At 65.8% G+C, this 21,798-nt stretch carries 22 protein-coding genes; 13 read left to right on the top strand and 9 right to left on the bottom strand.

The features are described 5' to 3' along the window. Positions 1 to 8: 8 nt before the first annotated feature. Entirely contained in the window at positions 9 to 767 is a 759-nt protein-coding gene (locus PSQ39_RS03995) for a sulfite exporter TauE/SafE family protein (protein ID WP_273925332.1), read from the bottom strand. 346 nt (positions 768 to 1,113) lie between these two features. On the opposite strand from PSQ39_RS03995, the gene PSQ39_RS03990 reads away from it, so the two are divergent. Both PSQ39_RS03990 and PSQ39_RS03985 read left to right on the top strand, forming a co-directional pair. Further along, on the top strand, positions 1,114 to 2,451 hold the full coding sequence (locus PSQ39_RS03990; RefSeq protein WP_409241980.1) for an ammonium transporter: 1,338 nt from the start codon (positions 1,114 to 1,116) through the stop codon (positions 2,449 to 2,451). Positions 2,452 to 2,491: 40 nt separating this feature from the next. Continuing rightward, positions 2,492 to 2,812 (top strand): hypothetical protein, encoded by a 321-nt coding sequence (locus PSQ39_RS03985; protein ID WP_273925331.1) that lies wholly within the window; start codon positions 2,492 to 2,494, stop codon positions 2,810 to 2,812. A 13-nt stretch (positions 2,813 to 2,825) separates the two neighbouring features. Here PSQ39_RS03985 and PSQ39_RS03980 read toward each other — a convergent pair whose 3' ends face one another. Then, on the bottom strand, positions 2,826 to 4,559 hold the full coding sequence (locus tag PSQ39_RS03980) for a GMC family oxidoreductase (protein WP_273925330.1): 1,734 nt from the start codon (positions 4,557 to 4,559) through the stop codon (positions 2,826 to 2,828). 177 nt (positions 4,560 to 4,736) lie between these two features. Between PSQ39_RS03980 and PSQ39_RS03975 the strand changes: the two genes are divergently transcribed. The 7 genes from PSQ39_RS03975 (at position 4,737) to PSQ39_RS03945 (ending at position 11,574) form a co-directional block, all read left to right on the top strand. Further along, entirely contained in the window at positions 4,737 to 5,627 is an 891-nt protein-coding gene (locus tag PSQ39_RS03975) for a LysR family transcriptional regulator (protein ID WP_273925329.1), read from the top strand. Between the two features lie 121 nt (positions 5,628 to 5,748). Then, the gene (locus PSQ39_RS03970) at positions 5,749 to 6,903 is read left to right on the top strand and encodes an MlaE family ABC transporter permease (RefSeq protein WP_409241979.1); all 1,155 of its coding nucleotides are present in this window, start codon (positions 5,749 to 5,751) and stop codon (positions 6,901 to 6,903) included. A gap of 2 nt (positions 6,904 to 6,905) precedes the next feature. Beyond that, entirely contained in the window at positions 6,906 to 7,751 is an 846-nt protein-coding gene (locus PSQ39_RS03965; protein WP_273925328.1) for an ABC transporter ATP-binding protein, read from the top strand. Positions 7,752 to 7,769: 18 nt separating this feature from the next. Continuing rightward, positions 7,770 to 8,753 carry an MlaD family protein gene (locus PSQ39_RS03960; protein WP_273925327.1) on the top strand — a complete coding sequence of 328 codons (984 nt, stop codon included), beginning with the start codon at positions 7,770 to 7,772 and terminating at the stop codon, positions 8,751 to 8,753. A 24-nt stretch (positions 8,754 to 8,777) separates the two neighbouring features. Beyond that, positions 8,778 to 9,479: an ABC-type transport auxiliary lipoprotein family protein gene (locus PSQ39_RS03955; protein WP_273925324.1), complete on the top strand. Its 702-nt coding sequence runs from the start codon at positions 8,778 to 8,780 to the stop codon at positions 9,477 to 9,479. Positions 9,480 to 9,979: 500 nt separating this feature from the next. After that, positions 9,980 to 10,480 carry a hemerythrin domain-containing protein gene (locus tag PSQ39_RS03950; protein WP_273925323.1) on the top strand — a complete coding sequence of 167 codons (501 nt, stop codon included), beginning with the start codon at positions 9,980 to 9,982 and terminating at the stop codon, positions 10,478 to 10,480. Between the two features lie 128 nt (positions 10,481 to 10,608). After that, entirely contained in the window at positions 10,609 to 11,574 is a 966-nt protein-coding gene (locus tag PSQ39_RS03945) for an acyltransferase family protein (RefSeq protein WP_273925322.1), read from the top strand. Positions 11,575 to 11,700: 126 nt separating this feature from the next. On the opposite strand, the gene PSQ39_RS03940 is transcribed toward PSQ39_RS03945, so the two are convergent. The 5 genes from PSQ39_RS03940 to PSQ39_RS03920 form a co-directional block, all read right to left on the bottom strand. Then, positions 11,701 to 12,291, bottom strand: a complete 591-nt coding sequence (locus tag PSQ39_RS03940; protein WP_273925320.1) for an OmpW/AlkL family protein — start codon at positions 12,289 to 12,291, stop codon at positions 11,701 to 11,703. 191 nt (positions 12,292 to 12,482) lie between these two features. Then, complete coding sequence (locus tag PSQ39_RS03935) at positions 12,483 to 14,096, bottom strand: methyl-accepting chemotaxis protein (RefSeq protein WP_273925319.1); 1,614 nt, start codon at positions 14,094 to 14,096, stop codon at positions 12,483 to 12,485. A 194-nt stretch (positions 14,097 to 14,290) separates the two neighbouring features. After that, positions 14,291 to 14,914, bottom strand: a complete 624-nt coding sequence (locus PSQ39_RS03930) for a MarC family protein (RefSeq protein ID WP_273925317.1) — start codon at positions 14,912 to 14,914, stop codon at positions 14,291 to 14,293. A gap of 90 nt (positions 14,915 to 15,004) precedes the next feature. Beyond that, a complete protein-coding gene (locus tag PSQ39_RS03925) occupies positions 15,005 to 15,511 on the bottom strand; it encodes a MaoC family dehydratase (protein ID WP_273925315.1) in 507 nt (168 codons plus the stop codon). Between the two features lie 24 nt (positions 15,512 to 15,535). Beyond that, positions 15,536 to 16,282 carry an SDR family oxidoreductase gene (locus PSQ39_RS03920; RefSeq protein WP_273925314.1) on the bottom strand — a complete coding sequence of 249 codons (747 nt, stop codon included), beginning with the start codon at positions 16,280 to 16,282 and terminating at the stop codon, positions 15,536 to 15,538. 161 nt (positions 16,283 to 16,443) lie between these two features. Between PSQ39_RS03920 and PSQ39_RS03915 the strand changes: the two genes are divergently transcribed. From PSQ39_RS03915 to PSQ39_RS03905, 3 genes are read left to right on the top strand one after another with little or no spacing between them, the layout of a single operon-like run. Beyond that, entirely contained in the window at positions 16,444 to 17,127 is a 684-nt protein-coding gene (locus PSQ39_RS03915) for a dienelactone hydrolase family protein (RefSeq protein ID WP_273925312.1), read from the top strand. A gap of 45 nt (positions 17,128 to 17,172) precedes the next feature. Further along, positions 17,173 to 18,135, top strand: a complete 963-nt coding sequence (locus tag PSQ39_RS03910) for an amidohydrolase (RefSeq protein ID WP_273925311.1) — start codon at positions 17,173 to 17,175, stop codon at positions 18,133 to 18,135. Beyond that, positions 18,132 to 18,791 carry an LON peptidase substrate-binding domain-containing protein gene (locus PSQ39_RS03905; protein ID WP_273925309.1) on the top strand — a complete coding sequence of 220 codons (660 nt, stop codon included), beginning with the start codon at positions 18,132 to 18,134 and terminating at the stop codon, positions 18,789 to 18,791. Before PSQ39_RS03910 ends, PSQ39_RS03905 begins: the two co-directional genes overlap by 4 nt. Positions 18,792 to 18,808: 17 nt before the next feature. Here the strand turns inward: PSQ39_RS03905 and PSQ39_RS03900 are convergent, their stop codons facing one another. Both PSQ39_RS03900 and hemB read right to left on the bottom strand, forming a co-directional pair. Then, on the bottom strand, positions 18,809 to 19,918 hold the full coding sequence (locus PSQ39_RS03900) for a magnesium transporter CorA family protein (protein WP_273925308.1): 1,110 nt from the start codon (positions 19,916 to 19,918) through the stop codon (positions 18,809 to 18,811). A 55-nt stretch (positions 19,919 to 19,973) separates the two neighbouring features. Beyond that, the gene (hemB, locus tag PSQ39_RS03895) at positions 19,974 to 20,990 is read right to left on the bottom strand and encodes a porphobilinogen synthase (protein WP_273925306.1); all 1,017 of its coding nucleotides are present in this window, start codon (positions 20,988 to 20,990) and stop codon (positions 19,974 to 19,976) included. A 365-nt stretch (positions 20,991 to 21,355) separates the two neighbouring features. Between hemB and PSQ39_RS03890 the strand changes: the two genes are divergently transcribed. After that, positions 21,356 to 21,784, top strand: a complete 429-nt coding sequence (locus PSQ39_RS03890) for a CopD family protein (RefSeq protein WP_273925304.1) — start codon at positions 21,356 to 21,358, stop codon at positions 21,782 to 21,784. Positions 21,785 to 21,798 lie beyond the last annotated feature (14 nt).

The following is a 21,798-nucleotide window of genomic DNA, read 5'->3' as shown; positions in this document are numbered from 1 at the left end:
GTGCGCGCTCAGCGCAAGAAGGCGTCGTAGCCCGTCTTCAGGATCAGCGCCGATACCACGGCGATGAAGACCCAGCGCACAAACCCCGCACCATGTTTGAGCGCCATGCGCGTGCCCAGCACGCTGCCCAGCACATTGGCCACCGCCAGCGGCAGGGCAAAGTGCCACCAGACATGGCCCTTGAGGCTGAACAGGATCAACGCTGCCAGGTTGGTGGCCGTGTTGAGCAGCTTGGCCGACGCCGAGGCGTTCAAAAAGTCGTAGCCCAGCCAGCGCACCAGCAAAAAGACAAAGAAACTGCCCGTGCCCGGCCCGAAAAATCCGTCGTAAAAGCCAATGCCCAGGCCCACGGTGCTGGCGGCCAGCACCTCGGCGCGGCCCTGGAAACGCGGCTGGTGGACTTGCCCCAGTTCTTTCTTGGCCAGGGTGTAAGCCAGCACGCCCAGCAGGATCAAGGGCAGCAATTGGCGCAAGAAGTTGGGCGACACGACCGTCACAGCCCAGGCGCCTGATCCCGCCCCAATGAAGCCTGCCGCCGCCGCCGGCAGCAAGGTGCCCCAGCGCAGCGACACCCGGCGTTGGTATTGCCAGGTGGCCATGGCCGTGCCCCAAATAGAGGCACTTTTGTTCACGCCAAACAGGGTGGCCGGGTGGGTGGTGGGGTAGGTCGCAAACAGGGCGGGCACCAGCACCAGGCCGCCGCCGCCCACGATCGAATCGATAAAACCAGCCAGCAGCGAGGCCAGCGAAACGAGTACAAAGTCCATGGGCGGGATTGTCGCATCCGGTCCGGGACGGGCCTGGTGCAGGGGCTGTCCTTCGGGAATCGCTTGCCACAAAGAAAAAAGGCGCCCAGATGGGCGCCTTTGTCAGGTAGCGGCAGCTTCTTCGAGCACCGTCCAGAAATCGTTCTGATTCTGAGTAATTTGTCTCCTCGATCCCCCGCCCTGCCGGGCAGCTGAGGCCCGTTGCGAGTGCATGAAATGTAACGCGGCGATTCATTTCGGTGCATTGGGGGTTTCCCTCCCCCCTGCCCCCGGGCGTGCGCAGCGCGGAGCTGCCCTGGCATGAGTCCTGCACCAGTTGGGTATGACTGACATGGATGGAGACGACATGACATTTCCAAGGCGCAAGGGACTTCGGCGGGTGGGGGGTCTGGCGCTGCTGGGGGCCGTGGGTCCTTTGGCGGCCCAGGTGAGCGCTCCCTTGACCCAGCCGGGCCTGGTGCCCGAGGCCTCTTTGCAGGCGGCGGACACGGCCTGGATGCTCAGCGCCACCGCGCTGGTGCTCATGATGACCTTGCCTGGCTTGGCGCTGTTCTACGCCGGCATGGTGCGGCGCAAGAACGTGATCAACACCTTGGCCAGCCTGGTGGCGGTGGCGGCCCTGGTCAGCCTGCTGTGGTTTGCGCTGGGCTATTCGCTGGCGTTCACGCCAGGCAGCCCCTGGATCGGTTCACTGAGTCGGGCTGGTTTTGCCGGCATGGACTACCTCAAGGGCAGTGCCCAGGTGGCCGTCAGCCACATTGCGCCCAATGTGCCCGAGTCGGTGTACGCCATGTTCCAGCTGACCTTTGCCATCATCACGCCCGCCCTGGTGGTGGGGGCGCTGGTGGAGCGCATGCGCTTTTCAGCCCTGCTGTGGTTCACCGGCCTGTGGTCGCTGTTGGTCTATGCCCCCGTGGCGCACTGGGTGTGGGAGCCCGGGGGCTGGCTGGCCCGTCTGGGCGCTTTGGACTTTGCCGGGGGGGCGGTGGTGCACATCAACGCCGGCGTGGCGGGCCTGGTGTGTGCCTATGTGCTGGGTCCCCGCCAGGGTTACGGGCGCGAGCCCTTCGAGCCCTACAACCTGGGCCTGACGATGGCGGGTACGGGCTTGCTGTGGGTGGGTTGGTTTGGCTTCAATGCGGGCTCGGCCGTGGCGGCCGACGGTCGGGCCGGTCTGGCCCTGCTGTGCACCCATTTGGCGGCAGCCACCGGGGCCCTGGCCTGGATGTTCGGCGAATGGGTGCGTCGGCGCCGGCCTTCGCTGCTGGGCCTGTGCTCGGGCGTGGTGGCTGGCCTGGTGGCGGTGACGCCGGCCTCGGGCTATGTCAGCCCGGCCTCGGCGGCCTTGATTGGGGCGGTCGCCGGCCTGGCCTGCTACTGGGGGGCTACGGGGCTCAAGCGTTGGCTGCGCGCGGACGATTCGCTCGATGTCTTTGGCGTGCACGGCGTGGGTGGGCTGGTCGGCAGCTTGCTGACGGGCTGGCTGGCCAATCCTTTGATCGGAGGCGCTTCCGGGCACTGGGTGGTGCAGGCTTTGGGGGCCGTGGCGGTCATGGCCTACAGCGCGGTCGGCACTTGGCTCGCGCTGAAGTTTGCCCATTTCATGGTGGGCTTGCGGGTCGATGAGGCCAGCGAGCAGCTGGGTCTGGACCAGGCCCAGCACCGCGAGCACCTGGGCTCTTGAGCTTGCGTCGCGCCCCTTGATTGAACCGGAGAAAGTGTCCATGTTGCCCAGCGAAAAATTGGCCATTGCCGCCCACCTGCATGTGCTGCTGCGCCGCAAGGTGGGCCGGGTGACCGACACCGAATGGATGGCGGGCAATGCCGAGTACGCGGCGGCCATGGTGCGCCTGGCGCGTCAGGCCGCAGCCGAGGGCGGTCATGCCGACGTGGCCGAATGGGCCGACAAGCTGGCCGCCGCCTGGAACATGGCGCCGCTGCGCAGCGTGCCGGGCGTGGTCGCGCCCCCAGCACCCGTGCCGGGCCGCATGGACCCCGCCGGGCCCGAGCCCGATGCGCCGCGCTACATCGGCGGTTTGCGCTGACGCTGAGCTGGGCTCAGGCCGCTGCGGTGATCCAGGCCGCCACCCGTTCGGCCATCATCAGCGTCGGGCTGTTGGTGTTGCCACTGGTGATGGTGGGCATGGCGCCCGCGTCCACCACGCGCAGCCCGGCCACAGTGCGGCGCGGCTGACCGGCCTCGCCTGCACCGTCGAACAGGCGCAGGCGCGAGTCCAGCACCGCCATGGGGTCGTCGGAGCGGCCCATTTTGGTGGTGCCCACCGGGTGAAAGATGGTGGTGGCGATGTCGCCGGCCAGGCGCGCCAGTTCGGCGTCTTCCTGGTATTGCGGCCCGGGCTTGAATTCTTCGGGGCGGTAGCGGGCCAAGGCGGGCTGGGCCACGATGCGCCGGGTCAGGCGCAGGCTGTCGACGGCCACCTGGCGGTCGTCGTCGGTGCTCAGGTAGTTGGGCGCGATGGCCGGCGCGTCTTCAAAGCGCGGGCTCTTGATCTGCACCGTGCCCCGGCTGCTGGGGTTGAGGTTGCAGACGCTGGCGGTGAAGGCGTTGAAGTTGTGCAGTGGCTCGCCAAAAGCGTCCAGGCTCAGGGGCTGGACGTGGTACTGCAGGTTGGGGTGGGCCAGATCGGGGCGGCTGCGCGTGAAAGCGCCGAGCTGGCTGGGGGCCATGCTCATGGGGCCGCTGCGCTTGAGCGCGTATTCCAGACCGATCATGGCCTTGCCCCAGAGGCTGTTGGCCAGGGTGTTGAGCGTCTTCACGCCTTCCACTTTGTACACGGTGCGGATCTGCAAATGGTCTTGCAGGTTTTGGCCCACGCCGGGCAGGTCGATCACGGGTTGGATGCCGCGGGCGTGCAGCAGATCGGCCGGGCCGATGCCCGACAGCTGCAGAATCTGCGGGCTGCCAATGCTGCCCGCGCACAGCAGCACTTCGGTGTTGGCATGGGCATTGACCATCTCGCTGCCGGTCCAGACCTGCACGCCGGTGCAGCGGCGGCTGCCGTCGGCCTGGGGCTCGATCAGCAGGCGGGCGACCTGGGCGCTGGTCCACATTTCAAAGTTGGCGCGGCCATAGCAGGTCGGGCGCAGAAAAGCCTTGGCTGTGTTCCAGCGCCAGCCGCTTTTTTGGTTCACTTCGAAGTAGCCCACGCCTTCGTTGCTGCCCTGGTTGAAGTCGTCGCTGGCCGGCACGCCCGCTTCTTGTGCGGCTTGGGCAAAGGCGTCCAGCACGTCCCAGCGCAGGCGCTGCTTTTCGACCCGCCATTCACCGGTGCTGCCCTGGCTGCGGTGGCCATGCCATTGGGCAAAGCCGTCGGGCGCCTGGCCTGGCGTGTCGAGCTTCCAGTGGTCTTCGTGCTTCATGAACTGGGGCAGGACCTGGTCCCAACGCCAGCTGTCGTCACCGGTCAGCTCGGCCCACTGCGCGTAGTCGCGCGCTTGGCCGCGCATGTAAATCATGCCGTTGATGCTGCTGCAGCCGCCCAGGGTCTTGCCACGCGGGTAGCGCAGGGTGCGTCCGTTCAGGCCGGCGGCGGCTTCGGTTTGGTAGAGCCAGTCGGTGCGGGGGTTGCCAATGCAGTACAGGTAGCCCACGGGGATGTGGATCCAGTGGTAGTCGTCGCGCCGGCCGGCCTCGATCAGCAGCACCCGCTTGCCCGGCAGGGCGCTCAGGCGGTTGGCCATCAAGGCCCCGGCGGTGCCGCCGCCGATCACGATGTAGTCGAAGCGCGTGTCGCTGGCGGGTTCGTGCGCTGGGGGCGGTGTGGGGCTCATCGGGCGGTCTCCAGGGGCTCGGTTTTATTTGCTCACCTCATCGCGAGGTGGGGGGCTTGGGCGGCAGTTTGCGCGACTTGAGCCGAGCGATCCAATGATTTCTTCAAAACTGTCTTATAAACAAGTCAAATACCTCTAGGGCTTGTTGTGTCCTTACCGCCTCTCCCCGACCCCCAGGTGCTGAAAGCTTTTTTGACCGTGGCGCGCGAAGGCAATGTGTCGCGTGCCGCCGAGCGCTTGCACCTGTCCCAACCCGCGGTCAGCCTGCAGCTCAAGGGCTTGGCCCAGGCCACTGGATTGACCTTGTTCACCCGCACCCCGCACGGCCTGGCCTTGACGCCCGATGGTGCCGCCTTGCTGCCGCAGGCCGAACGAGCCTTGGGCGGCTTGCAGGACTTTGCCCAGGCCGTGCAGCGTTTGCAGAGCACGGTGCGCGGCACCTTGCGCATTGGCACCATCCTCGACCCCGAGTTCACCCGGCTGGGGGCCTTCCTGAAAGCCCTGACCGAGACGGCACCGCAGATCCACACCGAGCTGCGCCAGGCCATGAGCGGTGATGTCCGGACCGATGTGGCGCGCCAGGCGCTGGACGTGGGCTTTGACCTGGATGTTCCGGGGGCCTCGGATGACGGGACGCTGGCCCGCCTGCGCCTGACCCGTTTCAGCTACCGGGTGTTGGCGCCAGCGGGCTGGGGTCCGCAGGTGCTGGGGCGTGACTGGAAGGGCTTGGCGGCCCTGCCGTGGCTGGCCACGCCCACTGCCTCGGTGCACCACCGTTTGCAGGCCCAGGTCTTTGGGCCGGGCTCGTTGAGCGGACTGGAGCCGCGCCGCGTGGCCTTGGTCGACCAAGAGGCGACCATGCTGGATCTGGTCCGTTCGGGCGTGGGTTTGAGCCTGGTGCGTGATTCGATTGCCATCCGCGAAAGCCAGGCCCGTGGCTTGGTGATCGCTGACATGGTGCAACTGGAATGTGAATTGGGTTTCTTGTTCGCGCCGGGACGACGAGCCGATCCGTTGGTCAGCAGCGCCTTGACTGCTCTGGCCAGCGTCTGGCCACCCATGGTTTGAGTTGGGATGGTTGTAAATGCCAATATCGTTTGATTACATTTACAGCGTCGGCCAGTCCTTGGATCGGGCGTCTCCACGCTAGCATCAGGGCCGCTTCCACCCACACCACAATGGCTTCACCTTGACCGACACTTCGCGCACTTCCCCCAGCCTGGTGCTGCGCACCACGCCCGATGGCCGCTGCGTCGTGCCACAGGGCGACTGGACTGCCGCGGCGCTGGCTGACCGTGCATCGGCCAAGGCTTTGCTGGCGCAGTTGGCGCATAGCCAGGGCTCGGGCGAACGACCCCAGCGCTGGGATCTGCGCGAAATGCAGCAACTTGACCATGTCGGGGCCCAGCTGCTCTGGCGCCAATGGGGCCAGCAATGGCCTGTCGAACTGGCCAGCACCGAGTTGCAGCAGCCCTTGCTGGAGCGCGTGGCGCGCCTGGCCTTGAGCCCTGAGGCCTTGGCGGCCGCCCAGCAGCGTCCCGGGGGCTGGCGTTCGTCGCTGGACCAACTCGGTGTGCGGGTGATCGAGGGGGTGGCCCACGCCAGCGACTACGTGCGCATGCAGGGGCAGTTGTTGATTGATCTGTGCCGGTGGGCCCGTTCGCCTCAAGACGGGCCTTGGCGCGATGTCTCCGGGCACCTCTACCAAATGGGCACCACGGCCTTGCCCATCACGGCCTTGGTGGGTTTTCTGATTGGCGTGGTGCTGGCCTACCTGATGTCGCTGCAATTGAGGCAGTTCGGGGCAGAGGCGTTCATCGTCAACATCCTGGGCATTTCGCTGATCCGTGAGTTGGGGCCGATGCTGGCGGCCATTTTGGTGGCGGGGCGTTCGGGCTCGTCGATCACGGCGCAGATTGGGGTCATGCGGGTCACGGAAGAGCTGGACGCCATGCGTGTCATGGGCATCTCTCACGGTTTTCGACTGGTCATGCCGCGCGCAGTGGCGCTGGCGATTGCCATGCCGCTGGTGTCGGTGTGGACCTCTTTGTGTTCGCTCGCCGGGGGCATGCTGGCCAGTGACCTGGCCCTGAACGTCACCCCCGCTTACTTCATGCAGGCCCTGCCGGCGGCGGTGGACCCCGCCAACCTGGTGCTGGCCACGGCCAAATCGGCGGTCTTTGGCGTCTTGATCGCGATGGTGGGCTGCCACTACGGTTTGCGCATCAAGCCCAACACCGAGAGCCTGGGCCAAGGCACCACTTCCTCGGTGGTCAGCGCCATCACGGTGGTGATCCTGGTCGACGCCTTGTTCGCCATCTTGTTCCGCGACGTGGGGATCTGAGCATGACCGAGACCAACCAGTCCCCGCCCCCGAGCAAGCTGCCGGCGAGCCCTGCCGTGGTCGAGATCCGGGGCCTGTGGACCCAGTTTGGCCCGCCCGAGCGCCCGGTGGTCATTCACCGCGACTTGGCGCTGACCATTGAGCGCGGCGAAATGGTGTCCTTGGTGGGTGGCTCCGGCACGGGCAAGACGGTGCTGCTGCGGCAAATTTTGGGACTCGAGCATCCTGCCCGCGGCACCGTCACGGTGCTCGGGCAGCCCGCTGCCCAATTGGGGCGCCAAGGCGCCGCCAGCCGGGTCGGCATGCTGTTCCAGCAAGGCGCTTTGTTTTCGGCCTTCAGCGTGCTGGAGAACATTGCGTTTCCCCTGCGCGAGCTGGGCACGCTGCCGGACGACTTGGTGCGCGCCGCCGCCTACGTCAAGTTGCAGATGGTGGGTCTGGGCCCGCAGCACGCCCACAAAAAGCCGTCCGACCTGTCGGGCGGCATGATCAAGCGGGTGGCGTTGGCGCGCGCGCTCATCATGGACCCGCCACTGCTGCTGCTCGACGAGCCGACGGCGGGTCTGGACCCCCATGCCTCCGATGAGTTTTGCGAACTGCTCCACTCCCTGCATGCCGAGTTGGGCGTGACCATGGTGATGGTGACCCATGACCTGGACACGCTGTTTGCCTTGTCGTCGCGGGTGGCGGTGCTGGCCGAGCAAAAAGTGCTGTTCAGCGGCCCGCCGACCGAGGTGGCGCGCATTCAACACCCCTTTATTCACGACTTTTTCCAGGGGGAGCGCGGACGTCGGGCCATGACCCCGGTGGCCGCTGAGGTCCCTGGCCTTGCCCCGTCTCAGCCCTGATTTGCCAAGGATACGCACATGGAAAACAAATCTCACGCCATGGCCGCTGGCACTTTTGTGTTGGTGGTCACCCTGATGCTGGTGTCGCTGGTGATCTGGCTGACCCGCGACAAGGGCAAGTACCAAAACTATGAGCTGTCCACCCGGGACGCCATCACCGGCCTGCAGCCCCAGGCGGCCGTGCGCTACAAGGGCGTGGGCGTGGGCAAGGTCACGAGCATCAGCTTTGACCACCAAGCCAAGGGCAATGTGTTGATCCGCATCCAAGTGGAGGACAAGACCCCTTTGGGGCCCACCACCTACGCTACCCTGGCCTACCAAGGTGTGACCGGTTTGGCCTATGTGTTGCTGGACGATGCGGGCGCCCCTCAGGCCCGGCAAGAGCCTGGAGAAGACGGCTTGCCGCGTCTGCCACTGGTGACTTCGCAGCTCGGCAAAATGACCGAGCAGGCCCCTGAGTTGCTGGCGCAGATCAACGAAGCCACGGTGCGCATCAACCAGACCTTGTCGGACGACAACCAAAAGCGTTTGTCGCTCCTGCTGAGCAACCTTGCCAAGGTGTCTGAGAACTCGGCCCAGCTCACGGCCAGCCTGAACCAGACGGTGCAGACCCGATTGGACCCGGCCCTGGCCGCGGTCCCGGCCTTGGCCCACGAGGCCACCGTCACCTTGAAAGGCCTTCAAGGCACGGCGACCGACCTCGGGCGCATGTCCAACGCGCTGACGCAGACGGCCCAGCGCCTGAACGACAAGGACGGCCCCATCGACCGCATTGCCCAGAGCGCCGACGCCTTCTCGCACGTGGTCGACACCTTGGGCTCGACCACCTTGCCGCGCGTCAACCGGGTGGCGGAGGACGCTTCGCGCACGGTGCGTCAGTTGGGGCGCACCGCGACCGGGCTCAATGACAACCCTCAGTCGCTGCTGTTTGGGGCGGGCCAGATGCTGCCAGGCCCAGGTGAACCCGGCTTCACCCCGCCGCCCGTGGTGGTTCGGCCCTGAGTCCCGTTTTAGGAGTACAGATCCATGTCTTTGATTTCTTGCTTGTCTGTCTTCGATCGTTCAGGAGCCCGGTCGGAGCGGCGTCGCGTGGGGGCTGTCGGGGGCTTGCTGTTGCTGAGCCTGCTGAGCGCCTGCTCGGTCATCCCCGAACGACCTGTGCGGCCCACCCAGTACGACTTCGGCCCGGGCCTGAGCACCGCCCCAGCCACCCCAGCCAAGGCCAAGCTGCCCGTGCTGGTGCTGGCTGACTTGGAGCCATCCGGCCTGTTGGACAGCTCCAGCCTGGTGCTTTACCGCCTGGGCTATACCGGTGACCAGCAACTTCGACCCTACGCCCAAGCCCGTTGGGCCCTGCCGCCAGCGCAACTGGTGCGCTTGCGTTTGCGCGATCTCCTGGGCACCCAGCATGCGGTCCTGAGCGCCACCGAAGGCGCGGCGCTGCAGCGCAGCCCGGACCAGCCCCTGCGCGTGCTGCGCCTGGAGCTGGAAGAGTTCAGCCAGGTGTTTGAGCGCGCCGACCAAAGTTCGGCCCTGGTGCGTTTGCGCGCCACCTTGCTGGACAACCGCGCGGCCGGTGAGACCTTGCTGGCCCAGCGGGTGTTTGTGGCGCGCCATCCGGCCAGCAGCCCCGATGCGGCGGGGGGTGTCCTGGCCCTGACCCAGGCCACCGATCAGCTGGCCCAGACGCTGGCGCAGTGGGTGGATGCCGTGCCCGCCAAGCCCTGAGTGGTGTGATCACCGTGGGCGGCCCTCGCGCCGCCCAGGCCAGGGATTCATTTTTTCAAATTTGAAGCTGAAATCCAGGTGTTGCGTCAACCAACGGTTGGTGCGCTCCGTTGAGTGGCAAAAATGCGGCCGGCTTGGGGCTGGACCGCTTGGTCTGTCGATCTCATCCGGGATCGATCACTCACAGGGAGCTTCATGTCACATCCAAAACCAGGGCCCGCGAGCGAGTCCACCCAGCCCTCGGCTGATCGGCCATCCCCCGGCCAGGAGTCCGCTCCGCCGGCCCCCGCTGCGGCGCCGCGCGCTCAGCCTGTCCCCCCCGCCTGGGCGCAAGCGGCCGTGGCTTGGCCCTTCAAGGCAGCACCGCCTCTGGCTCCTCGCTCCCGGCCCAAGTCCTGAGGGGCGCTGAGCGCGAGGCATTGCGCAGCGCCTGACCTGGATCAAGCGCAGCCCGTGGTGGGCGGCTTAAGCTGCGGCGCTTGCCGTACCCGGAGAACCGCATGACCCAGCTCGAATGGAGCGACGCGCTGTCGCTCGACCTCCCCCTCATGGATGACACCCACCGTGAGTTTGTCGACCTGCTTGCCGCGGTCCGCACAGCGCCCGACGCGGACTTGCTCCAGCACTGGCAGGGGTTGATTGAGCACACCGACGACCACTTTGGCCGTGAAGACCGCTGGATGCAGGACACCCGTTTTTCGTCCTCCAATTGCCACAGCGTGCAGCACAAGGTCGTCTTGCAGGTGATGCGCGAAGGTGCCGTGCGCGGTGCTGCCGGTGACCTGGCCCTGGTGCGTCAGATGGCGTCCGAATTGGCGATCTGGTTCCCCCAGCACGCGCAGACCATGGACGCCGCCTTGGCCTTGCACCTGCGCCGGGTCGGCTACGACCCTGAAACAGGGCAGGTGGCGTCTCCAGATGCTTTGCCTGGGGCGGTGATCCACGGTTGCGGCGGTGCCACCTGCTCCGACAGCCCGGAAGACGCGCTCGCTGCGCACTGAGGGCTTGCTGCTACCGCCGCAGCCAGGGGCGCCTGACGCGGAGGGGCATGAACTGGGACGGCCCCCCGGCTGATGCCGTCTCATGTGTAAAGTGATACTCTTCAATTTTCAAGTTTGGGAGTATCAAAATGAGTCTGGGTTTGGGGAGTTGGCGGTTTTTTCTGGCCATGCTGGTCGTCGTGTCGCACCTGTATGCGGACATGATCCATGGCCCGGCCGCGTATGCGGTGTGGGGCTTCTTTGTCCTCAGCGGCTACCTGATGACCTTTGTGCTCAGCCAGCGCTACGGCTTTGAAGCTGCAGGCCTCAAACGCTACGCCTTCAACCGGTTCTTGCGCATCTACCCGTCGTACGCGCTGGCTTCCTTGGCCGGCTTGGCGTTGTTGTGGTGGCTGGTTCGGCAGGGGGTCAACCCGGCTGGGCTGAACCCGCAGTTCCAGGTCCCGCAGGGCTGGCGCAACTGGCTGGCCGTCCTCACCATGAACCCCTGGCTGCCCGCACCGGGCCTGCCGGTCCCGGTGGCCGGTGCCCTGTTTGTCGAGGTCTGGGCCTATGCCCTGATGCCTTTGTTTGCGCGCAGCCGCAGCGCGGCTTGGCTGGGTTTGGCCGTGGCGTTCTTTGCCAATGTGCAGTTCGGCTTCTCCACCGATTCCTTTTTGCCCCGCTATGTGGGCTTCGCCACGGGGCTGATGCCGTTCGCGGCGGGCTCCCTGGTCTGCCATTACCGCGAGGCGTGGCAGCGCGGGGCCATGCCCCGGCTCAGCGTGTTGATCTGGTGCCTGCACGCGCTGTACTGGTTGCGTGACCCCTATTGGCCCTGGACTTATGGCCTGGGCTTGTCCGTGTTGTTGTCGGCCTGGGTGGTGCTGTCGCTGGCGCGCCGTGCCATGGGGACCACGGACAAGTGGCTGGGTGATGTGTCTTACCCGCTCTACCTGGTTCACACCACGGTGGGGGCTGTCTTTTTGCTGCGCTGGGGCACCGACCGGCCGCTGGACTTTGCCGTGGTGTCGGTGCTGGCCAGTTTGCTGGTGTCGGCGGTCTTTGTCTGGTGGATTGACCGGCCGCTGCAAAAACTCAAGCTGCCTGCCTGAGCGCCACATCGCATCGAGGGCAGGGCGGCGCCAGGACGGGGCCTCAGGCGACTCGGCGCGGAGGCGATAAAAAAGCCAGCAGGCTTGCGACCTGCTGGCTCCAAACTGGGCGTTTGAGGCGTTGGTTTAGAAACGCCAGCCCAGACCCACACCCACCAGCAGGGGGTCCACCTTGAAGGTCCCCAACTTGCTGCCAGCGGCGCTCACATCCGTACGGATGTAAACCTTCTTGATGTCGAAGTTGACATACATGTTCTTGCCCACGGGAATGTCCACACCAGCTTGCAGGGCCGGACCGAAGCTGTTGCTGTCCACGCTGACACCGGCGGGCAGCTTGATGCTGCTCAGGCGGGTGTAGTTGATACCGGCGCCGACGTAGGGCTTGAAGCCCGGAGCGTCGAAGTGGTATTGCAGGGTCAGGGTCGGCGGCAGGTGCTTGAACGAGCCAATGGCGGTGCCCTTGGAATACAGCGTTTGGCTTTGCGGCACCGTCAGGATCAACTCAGCGGCGATGTTCTTGTTGAAGAAATAGGTGAAGTCGACTTCAGGCAGCCACTTGTTGTTGGTCGACAGGCCCAGGCCGGTCGTATCGCCGTTCGACGCTTGAAGGTTCACGGCACGGGCGCGGACCAACCAAGGGCCTTCGGTTTGCTGGGCGAAGGCAGCGCCAGACATCAGGGCACACAGGGCGGCGACAGCCATCACTTGCTTTTTCATGGTCTTCTTTCTTACATCACCGGGGACGGCCCCCGTGACTTGATTAAAGTCTTTCCCCTCCTTGGTAGCCTTGCGTCAAGTCAAGTGATTTGGGCCTCCAAGACGGACCATGCATCCTGTTTGCGCTAGGTCAAAGTCAGGGGGCTTGACGCGGCCGGGCCGGGGGCCGGGGCCGCTGGGTGGCGCGCTGTTCAGGTGCCAAGCAACGCTGGGTTCGGTCGGGTGCGGGCACCGCTGGGGCTCTGGCCCAGGGTGAAGCTGGCCACGGTTTGGGTCAGTCGTTCGGCCTGCTCACGCAGGCTCTGGGCGGCCGCCGCAGACTCCTCCACCAGGGCGGCGTTTTGCTGCGTCATTTGGTCCAGTTGGCCGATGGCCTGGTTGACCAGGGCAATGCCCTGGGACTGTTCCCCGGAGGCGTTGGCGATGTCGCTGACCACCGTGGTCACGCGCTGCACGGCGCCCACAATGTCTTCCATGGTGCGGCCGGCCTCGTGCACCTGGCGGGTGCCGTCTTCCACGCGCTCCACGCTGCTGGTGATCAGGCCCTTGATCTCGCGCGCGGCCTCGGCACTGCGTTGCGCCAGGGTGCGCACCTCGCTGGCCACCACGGCAAAGCCCCGGCCTTGCTCGCCGGCGCGGGCGGCCTCGACCGCCGCGTTCAGCGCCAGGATGTTGGTTTGGAAGGCGATGCTGTCGATCAGGCCGGTGATGTCGGCGATGCGGCGTGAACTGGCGTTGATGGCTTCCATGGTGTTGACCACCTGGGACACCACGGCACCGCCGTGCGAGGCCACCTCGGTGGCGTGCGAAGCCAGCTCGCTGGCACTGCGTGCTGCTTCAGCGGTATGTTGCACATGGCCGGTCAATTGTTCGATCGACGAAGCGGTGCTTTGCAGGTTGGTCGCGGTCTGCTCGGTGCGCACCGAGAGGTCGTGGTTGCCGTTGGCGATTTCTGCGCTGGCCGTGGCGATGTTGTCCGCAGCCTGGCGGATGCCTTGGATCACCTGCGTCAGCGAGCCCTGCATGGTGCCCAGGGCCAGCAGCAGGTGGCGCGATTCGTCGCGGGTGTCAGGGGTCTGGTTCGCGTCGCTCAGGTGGGCGGGCAGGGGGCTCAGGTCACCCGAAGCCACTTGCTGTGCGACGCGCAGCGAGCGGCTCAAAGGGGCGGTGATGCTGCGCGTGATCAGCACCGAGCAGGTGACGCCGGCCGCCAGGCACAGCGCGCCCAAGAGCCACATGGCGTGGCGGGCACGGTCATTGGCCTCGCGGATCGGGGTGGCGGCCTGGTCCAGCGCGCTGCGCTGCATCTCCAGCAGGGCTTTGACGCGATCCACGTAACGCGTGGCCGTGGGCAGGAAGGTGGATTCAAGCAGCTTGTCCGCGTCGGCGGCCTGGCCGTCGCGCTTGAGCCGGATCACCTCGTCGCGGGCGGCAACGTAGGTCTTACGCAAATCCGAAATCTCGGCAAACAACTGCTTTTCGGCGTGGCTGACCATCAGGCCTTCGACCTGCTTCTGGATGGCGGTGGTGGCCGCCGCCGATTCTTTTTGCTCGGTCGCAAAAAAGGTGGCCAGCGAGGGGTCGCTGCTCTTAGCGATGGCGGTGGTGCGGCGCACTGCGCTGTGGATCAGGCGGTACCAGTCTGAAATCAGGCGCTCTTTGCTCAGGGGCTGGTCGATGATGGCTTGGGTGGCCTCGGTGGCGGTTTGCAGTTGCCAGTTGCCCAGGCCGGTGTTGAGCAAGGTGAGTGACAAAAGGAGGCCGAACCCGAGCGCGAGCCGGGTGCCGATGGAGAGTTTCTGCATGAAAAAGGGTCCTGGAGTCGAGGGCACAGGCCCTGGCAGGACTCGGTGAGCCAGGGGCGCAGCCGCGGGGGGCTGGCCTGTCTGCGGGGGCCTGAAAACGATTCTAGGGAGGGCTCTGGACCCGCGCTGGCCTGCTTGGGAGTTCCTTGACCAGCATCAATAAGCGGCCGCGGTGGGGCCGCCTTGCGTTGACTTCAGCGGCTGAGCAGGACCGGGAACAGCTTGCCCAGGCCGTCGGCCATCACCTCGACGGACAGGGCCGCCAGGATCAGGCCCATGAGCCGGGTCATCACGTTGATGCCGGTCTTGCCCAGGAAGCGGGCGATGGGCTCGGCCAGCGAAAAGCAGATGGCCGTGGCCACGGCGATCACCGCGCCGTAGCCGACCAGGGCGGCGTGCTGCCAGAAGCTGTGGGCTTTGTCCGCGTAGATCACCACAGTGGACATGGTGGCCGGGCCGGTGAGCAGCGGAATGGTCAGGGGCACGACCGCGATGGAGGCCCGCGCGGCGGCGTCATTGACCTCATCGGCATTGGACTTGGCTTCCGCTGGCTGGGCGTTGAGCATGTTGATCGAACCAATCAGCAGCAGGGTGCCGCCACCGACCTGAAAGCTTTGCAGCGAGATGCTGAAGAAGTCCAGGATCTGCAGGCCGAGGATGGCGCTGATGGCGATCACGGCGAAGGTGCTGAACGACGAAATCAGGATCGTGCGCTGGCGCTGGGCCGGCGTGAAGTCCTGGGTGTAATGAATGAAAAAGGGCACGATCGCCAAGGGATTGACGATGGCCAGCAGGGTCACGAGGGGTTTGAAATCCATGGGCGGCAGTCTCGCACACCACCAAGGCTTTGTGGCCCGTCGCGCTGAGGGGGCTGCTCAGGGCTTCCCCTCTGTGCAAATCAGGGCGGTTCAGGCGTTGGTGGGCGCTTGGGCTGGCCCATCGGCCACAGGCGCACCGGGGTGACGGCGCCGGAACATGCCATAGCCTTCCATGTGCAGCACCTGCTCGCCGTGCTGGTTGAACATGGCCCACTGGGTGCGCACCAGGCCCACGTCGGGGCGCTTGCTCATGGGGCGGCTTTCCAGCACGGAGTGGCGCAGGTTCAGCGTGTCGCCGGGGTAGACCGGCTTGAGCCATTTCACCGACTCCAGACCAGGCGAGCCCAGGCTGGCCGCTTCGTGCAGGAAGTTGGTCACCATCAGGCGCATCGCCATGGCGCAGGTGTGCCAGCCGCTGGCGCACAGGGCGCCAAAGACCGAGGCCTTGGCGGCTTCATCGTCCAGGTGGAAGGGTTGCGGGTCGAATTGGCCGGCAAAGGCCAGGATCTCCTCGCGCGTGGGGCTGATGCTGCCGAGGTCGCGTTGCGAGCCGACCTGCAGGTCTTCCCAGTAGTAGCGGATGGTGGGTGTGCTCATGGTGGCTTGGGTCGGTGGGCGGTTTCAACGGCCGCCAGAAACATCCAGCAGCGACATGGTGGTGTAGCTTGCCCCGTCGGACAGCAACCAGACAATCGCCTGCGCGACTTCGTCGGCCGTGCCGCCACGCTGCATGGGCACCAAATGGGCCAGGTCACGCACCCGGTCGGGCAGGCCCCCACTGGCGTGGATCTCGGTCTCGATCAGGCCCGGGCGCACCGCGTTGACGCGGATGCCCTCGGCCGCTACTTCCTTGGCCAGGCCCAGGGTGAAGGCGTCGATGGCCCCTTTGGCGGCGGCGTAGTCCACGTACTGGCCCGGTGAGCCCAGGCGGGCCGCGGCGCTGGACACGTTGACGATGGCACCCCCCTCTCCGCCGTGGCGCCGGCTCATGCGCCGCACCGCCTCGCGCGCGCAGATGAAGCTGCCCAGCACATTGATGTCGAACATGCGTTTCCAGCGTGCCACGCTCATGTCCTCGACCCGTGCGCTCACGTCCACCACCCCCGCGTTGTTGACCAGGGCGGTCAGCCGCCCGAGCTTGGCGTCGACTTTCTTGAACATGGCTTGCACCTGGCCCTCATCGGCCACATCGGCCTGCACCGCGATGGCGGTGCCGCCTTGGGCGCGGATCTGGCGCACCACCTCGTCGGCAGCCAGCGAGTGGGCGGTGTAGTTCACAGCCACCGCATAGCCCTGGGTGGCGGCCAGCAAAGCGGTGGCGGCGCCAATGCCTCGGCTGCCGCCGGTGACGAGCAAAACCTTGTCCATGTCCCGATCTCCTCTCAGGTAAGCTAATTCAGTTAGAAAGTGCCTTGTGTTGCGGGCGCTCAGATTGTGCGTCCTGCTGCCGACGGCTGCAGTGGGACCCCGGGCGCCTGGCCCCGGGTGAGGCGTGCGCCTCTTTCGTTTTATTTCCAAGGAGATGTTTCATGGGTCAATTCACCGATCTGAAGGCGGCCGACGGCCAGGTTTTTCCCGCGTACGTGGCGCAGCCGGCGGGCACGCCCAAGGGCGCCATCGTGGTGCTGCAAGAAATTTTTGGCGTGAACTCGCACATCCGCTCGGTGGCCGACGGCTATGCCGCCCAGGGCTATCTGGCGGTGGCTCCGGCCACCTTCCAGCGTGTGAAGTCGGGTGTCGAACTGGGCTACACCGAGGCCGACATGGGCGAAGGCTTTGGCCTGAAGACCGCTGTTGAAGCCTTGCCGGCACCGGGCGTGCTGCAAGACATCCAGGCGGCGATCGACTTTGCCGCGTCGGCCGGCAAAGTGGGCATCGTGGGCTATTGCTGGGGTGGCCTGCTGGTCTGGCGTTCGGCTGCTGAGCTGTCGGGCCTGAGCGCGGCTGTGGCGTACTACGGCGGCGGCGTCACCACCCCGGCCGAGGTGGCGCGCAGCCCCAAGGTGCCGGTGCTGGCCCATTTTGGTGATCAGGACCACTGGATCCCCCTCGACACGGTCGAGGCCTTCCGTGCAGCCCACCCCGAGGTGCAAACCCATGTTTACGCGGCCAACCACGGCTTCAACTGCGACCAGCGTGGCTCCTACGACGCCACGGCCGCCAAGACCGCGCTGGAGCGTTCGCTGGCTTTCTTCGCTCAGCACCTGGCTTGAGCTGAACCCGGGCCCAGGGCCCCTTTTCTGGGATGAGGTCTTGCCATGACGGTGTCTGAGTTCAGCTCCCCACGAGGTGTTGAGGGGTGCCCTGGGCTGTGGCGGCGCTGGGCCCGCGCGGCGGTCGGTGCCCTGGCCCTGCTCTCTGGGCTGGCGGGCGCAGCGGAGCCCGCGCCCTACCGGGGGCCTTTGTTCGACGCCCACCTGCACTACAACACCGAGGCCTGGGACGGCCGCCACGGCCCCCACCCGCCCTCCGACGTGGTGGATCGCCTGCGCCGCAATGGCGTGCAGGCTGTGCTGGCCAATTCGCGCCCGAACGCCGGTACCCTGACCCTGGCCGAGCACGCACCGATGCGCGAGGCGGGCATTCAGGTCGTGCCCTTCATCCGCCTTTACCGTCAGCGCGCCGATTACGACAACTGGTTTCGCGACGAGTCGATTTTTGAGATGGTGCGCGCGGAGTACGCGCGCGGCACTGCCGCGGGGCCCTATCGGGGCATTGGTGAGTTCCATCTGTATGACAGCGCCAACGCGCGGGGGCCGGTGGCCGTCAAGCTGATGGCCTGGGCCGAAGCTGAACGCATGACGGTGCTGGCCCATGTCGACGATGTGGCCATTGACCTGCTGATGGCGGCCACGCCTTCTGGGGGGCAGGCTTTGCAACTGATCTGGGCACACACCGGGATCGGTGGCAGTTCACCCGAACGGGTCGACGCCTTGTTCGCCCGTTACCCCCGGTTGCTGGGTGAACTGTCCTACCGGCCTGGCCTGACTTGCGCTGACGGGCAGTTGTGCCCGGCCTGGCGGGCCTTGATCCTCAAGTACCCAACGCGTTTCTTGATTGGTTCCGACACCTGGGTCAATGGCCGTTGGCAGCAGTACGACGAGTTGATGCAGGGCTACCGGCGCTGGCTTGGCGGCCTGCCCCAGGAAGTGGCCCGGCGCGTGGCTTGGGACAACGGCGCTGCGCTTTTCCTGTCGCCGCGCAGCGAGGGACGGCCATGAGTTGGTCTGCTGACGAGGTGCTGCCGCTGTTTCCGCTGCAGACCGTGCTGTTCCCGGGCGGGACCTTGCCGCTGCAGATTTTCGAGGTGCGCTACCTCGACATGGTGGGTCGCTGCCACCGTGAGGGCCTGCCTTTTGGCGTGGTCACCCTGACCCAGGGCCAGGAGGTGCAAGGGGCGCCGGACGGCGCTTCGGGTGAGGCCTTCGCCCCGGTCGGCACGTTGGCGCACATCGTGGCGCTGGAGCGTCCGCAGTCGGGCCTCTTGCGCATCCGTTGCGAGGGGGGGCAGCGCTTCCGGCTGGGGGGCTCCCAGCGGCTGACCCACGGCTTGTGGGTGGGGCAGGTGGCCGAGCAGCTGGCGCCCGATGCGCCAGTCGCAGTGCCGGACGATTTGCAGCACGTCTCGCGTGCGATGCAGGACGTGCTGACCCAATGGGCCGAAGAGGCCGCGCGCCAGGGCTTGAGCCAGGCCGATCTGCCCGTGCGCGCACCTTACCAACTGCAAGACTGCGGTTGGCTGGCCAACCGCTGGTGTGAGTTGCTGCCCTTGTTGGCGGTTCAGAAGCAGCAGCTGATGGCGCTGGACAACCCTTTCCTGCGCCTGGAGCTGGTGGCCGATGTGCTGGAGCGCGAGCACGGCTTGCCACGCGCCTGAGGCGCAGCCCGCCCGCGTCAGCGCTGGGTGCGGGCCAGGTACTGCTTGCGCCAGAAGACCAGGATCAGCGCCAGGGCGATCAAGCCCATGCTTCCCATGGCCCACCAAAAGCCACTTTGCCGGTGTATCAAGGGGATGAATTCGAAGTTCATGCCGAAGATGCCTGCGATCAGGTTCAGGGGCAGGAACACGGCGGTCAGCGCCGTCAGCGTGCGCATGATGTCGTTGGTGCGGTTGCTCTGCGCCGAAAAGTGCATCTGCACCGCCGTTTCGGCACTTTGCTCCAGGCGGCGCACATGGTGCACCACGCGCTCGATGTGTTCCAGCACGTCGCGGCTGCGCACTTTGAGCAGGTCGCGCTCGCGTTGCTCGGCCAGCGTCTGAGCGTCGGGCCAGGTTTCCAGGGCGTCGATCCAGTCTTGCACCGCCGCGCGCTGGTCTTCGCAAATCTCGTCCAGGTGGTGCAGGGCCAGGCGGGCTTGCAGCAAGGCGTTCCAGTTGTTGAAGCGGGTGCCAGGCTTGAGCAGGGCGCTTTGCCAGTGGTCCAGCTGGCGCGTCAGTTCGCGGCGCAGCTCCAAGTAGCCGTCCACCATCTGGTTGACCACGCGCAGCATCAGGTCGGCTGGGCTGGCGGGCAGGCGCGCACCGTTGGGCCGCGCCTCGGCGCTGGCGGCATTCAACAGGCGCGCGGCAAAGGCCTCGCGCACCGAGCAATCGGCGGGGTGCACGGTCAGCAGGACTTGGTCAAACAAGGCAAAGCCCACCGGGCTGGTGTCGATGCGGTGCAGCACCGGCGGGCCGCCCCGAAGCAGGCTGTTGGGGTTGGTGCTGGCGTCTGGGCGGGCGCCGGCTTCGCTGCCACGGGTGGCGAGGCGGCGGAACACCAGCAGGTCGTACTGCGAGGTGTAGTCGTAGTGCGAGGGCAGTTGGGCATTGAGCAGATCCGAGATGTGCAGGTCCACCAGCTGGATGCCGGTCAGGGCCAGCAGTGAGGCCTGGATCAGCCCCTGCTGCTGCTCAAATTCCGAGCGGGCACAGGCCATCCACACATAGCCTTTGTCCGGCACCTGCGTGGGCAGGGTGTCGGTTTCCGAGATGTTCGATCCCTGGATGGTGAAGATGCGCATGGGGTGTCCGGTGCGGTGCTCAGGCCAGGGCGGGCTGGGCCCGCCGCTGGGTTCATCAGGCCTTTTGCAGGGCGCGGGCCGCGTCGATGGCGAAGTAGGTCAGCACGCCATCGGCGCCGGCGCGCTTGAAGGCCAGCAGGCTTTCCAGCATCACCGCGTCGTGGTCCAACCAGCCGTTTTGGGCGGCGGCTTTGATCATGGCGTACTCGCCGCTGACTTGGTAAGCGAAGGTGGGCACATGGAACTGGTCCTTGACCCGGCGCACGATGTCCAGGTAGGGCATGCCCGGCTTGACCATCACCATGTCGGCGCCTTCGGCCAGGTCCATCGCCACTTCGCGCAGGGCCTCGTCGCTGTTGCCCGGGTCCATTTGGTAGACCTTTTTGTTGCTCTTGCCCAGGTTGGCGGCGGAGCCGACGGCGTCACGGAAGGGGCCGTAGAAGGCGCTGGCGTACTTGGCGCTGTAAGCCATGATGCGGGTGTGGATCAGGCCTTGGGCCTCCAGTTGTTCGCGGATGGCACCGATGCGGCCGTCCATCATGTCGCTGGGCGCCACGATGTCGACACCCGCCTGGGCTTGCACCAAAGCTTGGCCGACCAGCACTTCGGTGGTTTCGTCGTTGAGGATGTAGCCGTTGTCGTCGAGCAGGCCGTCTTGGCCGTGGCTGGTGTAGGGGTCGAGCGCCACGTCGGTCATGATGCCCAGTTCGGGCACCTCGCGCTTGAGGGCTTGCACCACGCGCGGGATCAGGCCGTCTGGGTTCAGTGCTTCCTTGCCGTCAGGCGTCTTCAGGGCGCTGTCGATGACCGGGAACAAGGCCATCACTGGAATGCCCAACTGGGCGCAGGTTTCGGCCTGGCGCAGCAGCAGGTCCAGGCTGAGCCGCTCCACGCCGGGCATGGAGCCCACCGCTTCGCGCCGGTTCTGGCCTTCATGCACGAACACCGGGTAGATCAGGTCGTGCGCGTTCAGGCGGTGTTCCCGCACCAAATTGCGGGTGAACTCATCGCGGCGCAGGCGGCGCGGGCGGTTGGCGGGGAAGGGCGTGGGGTGGAGGAGGGGTGTGCTCATCCGAAAATTGTGCCTCATCGCGTCCAGACCGGTAAGTGAGGTGCTGCACTGAATTGATCACAAATATCAGTTGATTTTCAAAGTGATCGATTGAATCTTAAAAAAATGTCTATTTTTTACTGTTCCAACGAGTAAACCTGCATTTTTTTCTTGAAATCACTTCCTCACTTTGCTAAATTACGTCTGGGCAGCTTGCTGCTCCCCGCTTTTCCTCCCTGAGCGGGTGCCTTGATGTGTGACAGCAAAAAGGCTTCCTAACCCAGCCCGATGGCTGGGTTTTTTTTTGCCCCTGGGCGAACGCGTGCTTCTTGGGGGCATGGCACCACGCGACTTGCCTGGGCCTGTTCAGGCCCTACACTGAGGCCATGCTCTGGATCAAAGCCCTACACATCGTCTTCGTGGCCAGCTGGTTTGCCGGCTTGTTCTACCTGCCTCGGATTTTTGTCAACTTGGCTCTGGTGCAAGAAGGCTCCATTGCCGAACGTGAGCGTTTGCTGCTGATGGCGCGCAAACTCCTGCGTTTCACCACCCTGTTGGCCGTGCCCGCCTTGGTCTTGGGTGCGGTGCTGTGGCTGGGCTACGGCATTGGTCGAGGCCCGGGCAACGGCTGGATGCATGCCAAGCTCTTGGTGGTCCTGCTGGCTGTGGGCTACCACCATGCTTGCGCGCGGCTGCTGGGCAAGCTGGTTTCAGGCCAAAGCCGTCGCAGCCATGTGTGGTTCCGCTGGTTCAATGAAGTTCCGGTGGTCTTGCTCTTGATTGCGGTGGTGCTTGTGGTGGTCAAGCCCTTCTGAGGCATGGGGCTGGT

The organism is Curvibacter microcysteis (genome assembly GCF_028649455.1).
Classification (GTDB): domain Bacteria; phylum Pseudomonadota; class Gammaproteobacteria; order Burkholderiales; family Burkholderiaceae_C; genus Curvibacter; species Curvibacter microcysteis.
The sequence above is the reverse complement of the archived record's forward strand: the minus strand, read 5'-3'. Positions and strand labels throughout refer to the sequence as shown.

Coding starts and splice junctions, on each gene's coding strand:
- PSQ39_RS03920 (WP_273925314.1), bottom strand. CDS start 16,282: ATGGACAAGGTTTTGCTCGTCACCGGCGGCAGCCGAGGCATTGGCGCC.
- PSQ39_RS03950 (WP_273925323.1), top strand. CDS start 9,980: ATGACCCAGCTCGAATGGAGCGACGCGCTGTCGCTCGACCTCCCCCTC.
- PSQ39_RS03985 (WP_273925331.1), top strand. CDS start 2,492: ATGTTGCCCAGCGAAAAATTGGCCATTGCCGCCCACCTGCATGTGCTG.
- PSQ39_RS03940 (WP_273925320.1), bottom strand. CDS start 12,291: ATGAAAAAGCAAGTGATGGCTGTCGCCGCCCTGTGTGCCCTGATGTCT.
- PSQ39_RS03930 (WP_273925317.1), bottom strand. CDS start 14,914: ATGGATTTCAAACCCCTCGTGACCCTGCTGGCCATCGTCAATCCCTTG.
- PSQ39_RS03955 (WP_273925324.1), top strand. CDS start 8,778: ATGTCTTTGATTTCTTGCTTGTCTGTCTTCGATCGTTCAGGAGCCCGG.
- PSQ39_RS03900 (WP_273925308.1), bottom strand. CDS start 19,918: ATGCGCATCTTCACCATCCAGGGATCGAACATCTCGGAAACCGACACC.
- PSQ39_RS03960 (WP_273925327.1), top strand. CDS start 7,770: ATGGAAAACAAATCTCACGCCATGGCCGCTGGCACTTTTGTGTTGGTG.
- PSQ39_RS03915 (WP_273925312.1), top strand. CDS start 16,444: ATGGGTCAATTCACCGATCTGAAGGCGGCCGACGGCCAGGTTTTTCCC.
- PSQ39_RS03945 (WP_273925322.1), top strand. CDS start 10,609: ATGAGTCTGGGTTTGGGGAGTTGGCGGTTTTTTCTGGCCATGCTGGTC.
- PSQ39_RS03980 (WP_273925330.1), bottom strand. CDS start 4,559: ATGAGCCCCACACCGCCCCCAGCGCACGAACCCGCCAGCGACACGCGC.
- PSQ39_RS03995 (WP_273925332.1), bottom strand. CDS start 767: ATGGACTTTGTACTCGTTTCGCTGGCCTCGCTGCTGGCTGGTTTTATC.
- PSQ39_RS03990 (WP_409241980.1), top strand. CDS start 1,114: ATGACATTTCCAAGGCGCAAGGGACTTCGGCGGGTGGGGGGTCTGGCG.
- PSQ39_RS03935 (WP_273925319.1), bottom strand. CDS start 14,096: ATGCAGAAACTCTCCATCGGCACCCGGCTCGCGCTCGGGTTCGGCCTC.
- PSQ39_RS03910 (WP_273925311.1), top strand. CDS start 17,173: ATGACGGTGTCTGAGTTCAGCTCCCCACGAGGTGTTGAGGGGTGCCCT.
- hemB (WP_273925306.1), bottom strand. CDS start 20,990: ATGAGCACACCCCTCCTCCACCCCACGCCCTTCCCCGCCAACCGCCCG.
- PSQ39_RS03925 (WP_273925315.1), bottom strand. CDS start 15,511: ATGAGCACACCCACCATCCGCTACTACTGGGAAGACCTGCAGGTCGGC.
- PSQ39_RS03890 (WP_273925304.1), top strand. CDS start 21,356: ATGCTCTGGATCAAAGCCCTACACATCGTCTTCGTGGCCAGCTGGTTT.
- PSQ39_RS03965 (WP_273925328.1), top strand. CDS start 6,906: ATGACCGAGACCAACCAGTCCCCGCCCCCGAGCAAGCTGCCGGCGAGC.
- PSQ39_RS03905 (WP_273925309.1), top strand. CDS start 18,132: ATGAGTTGGTCTGCTGACGAGGTGCTGCCGCTGTTTCCGCTGCAGACC.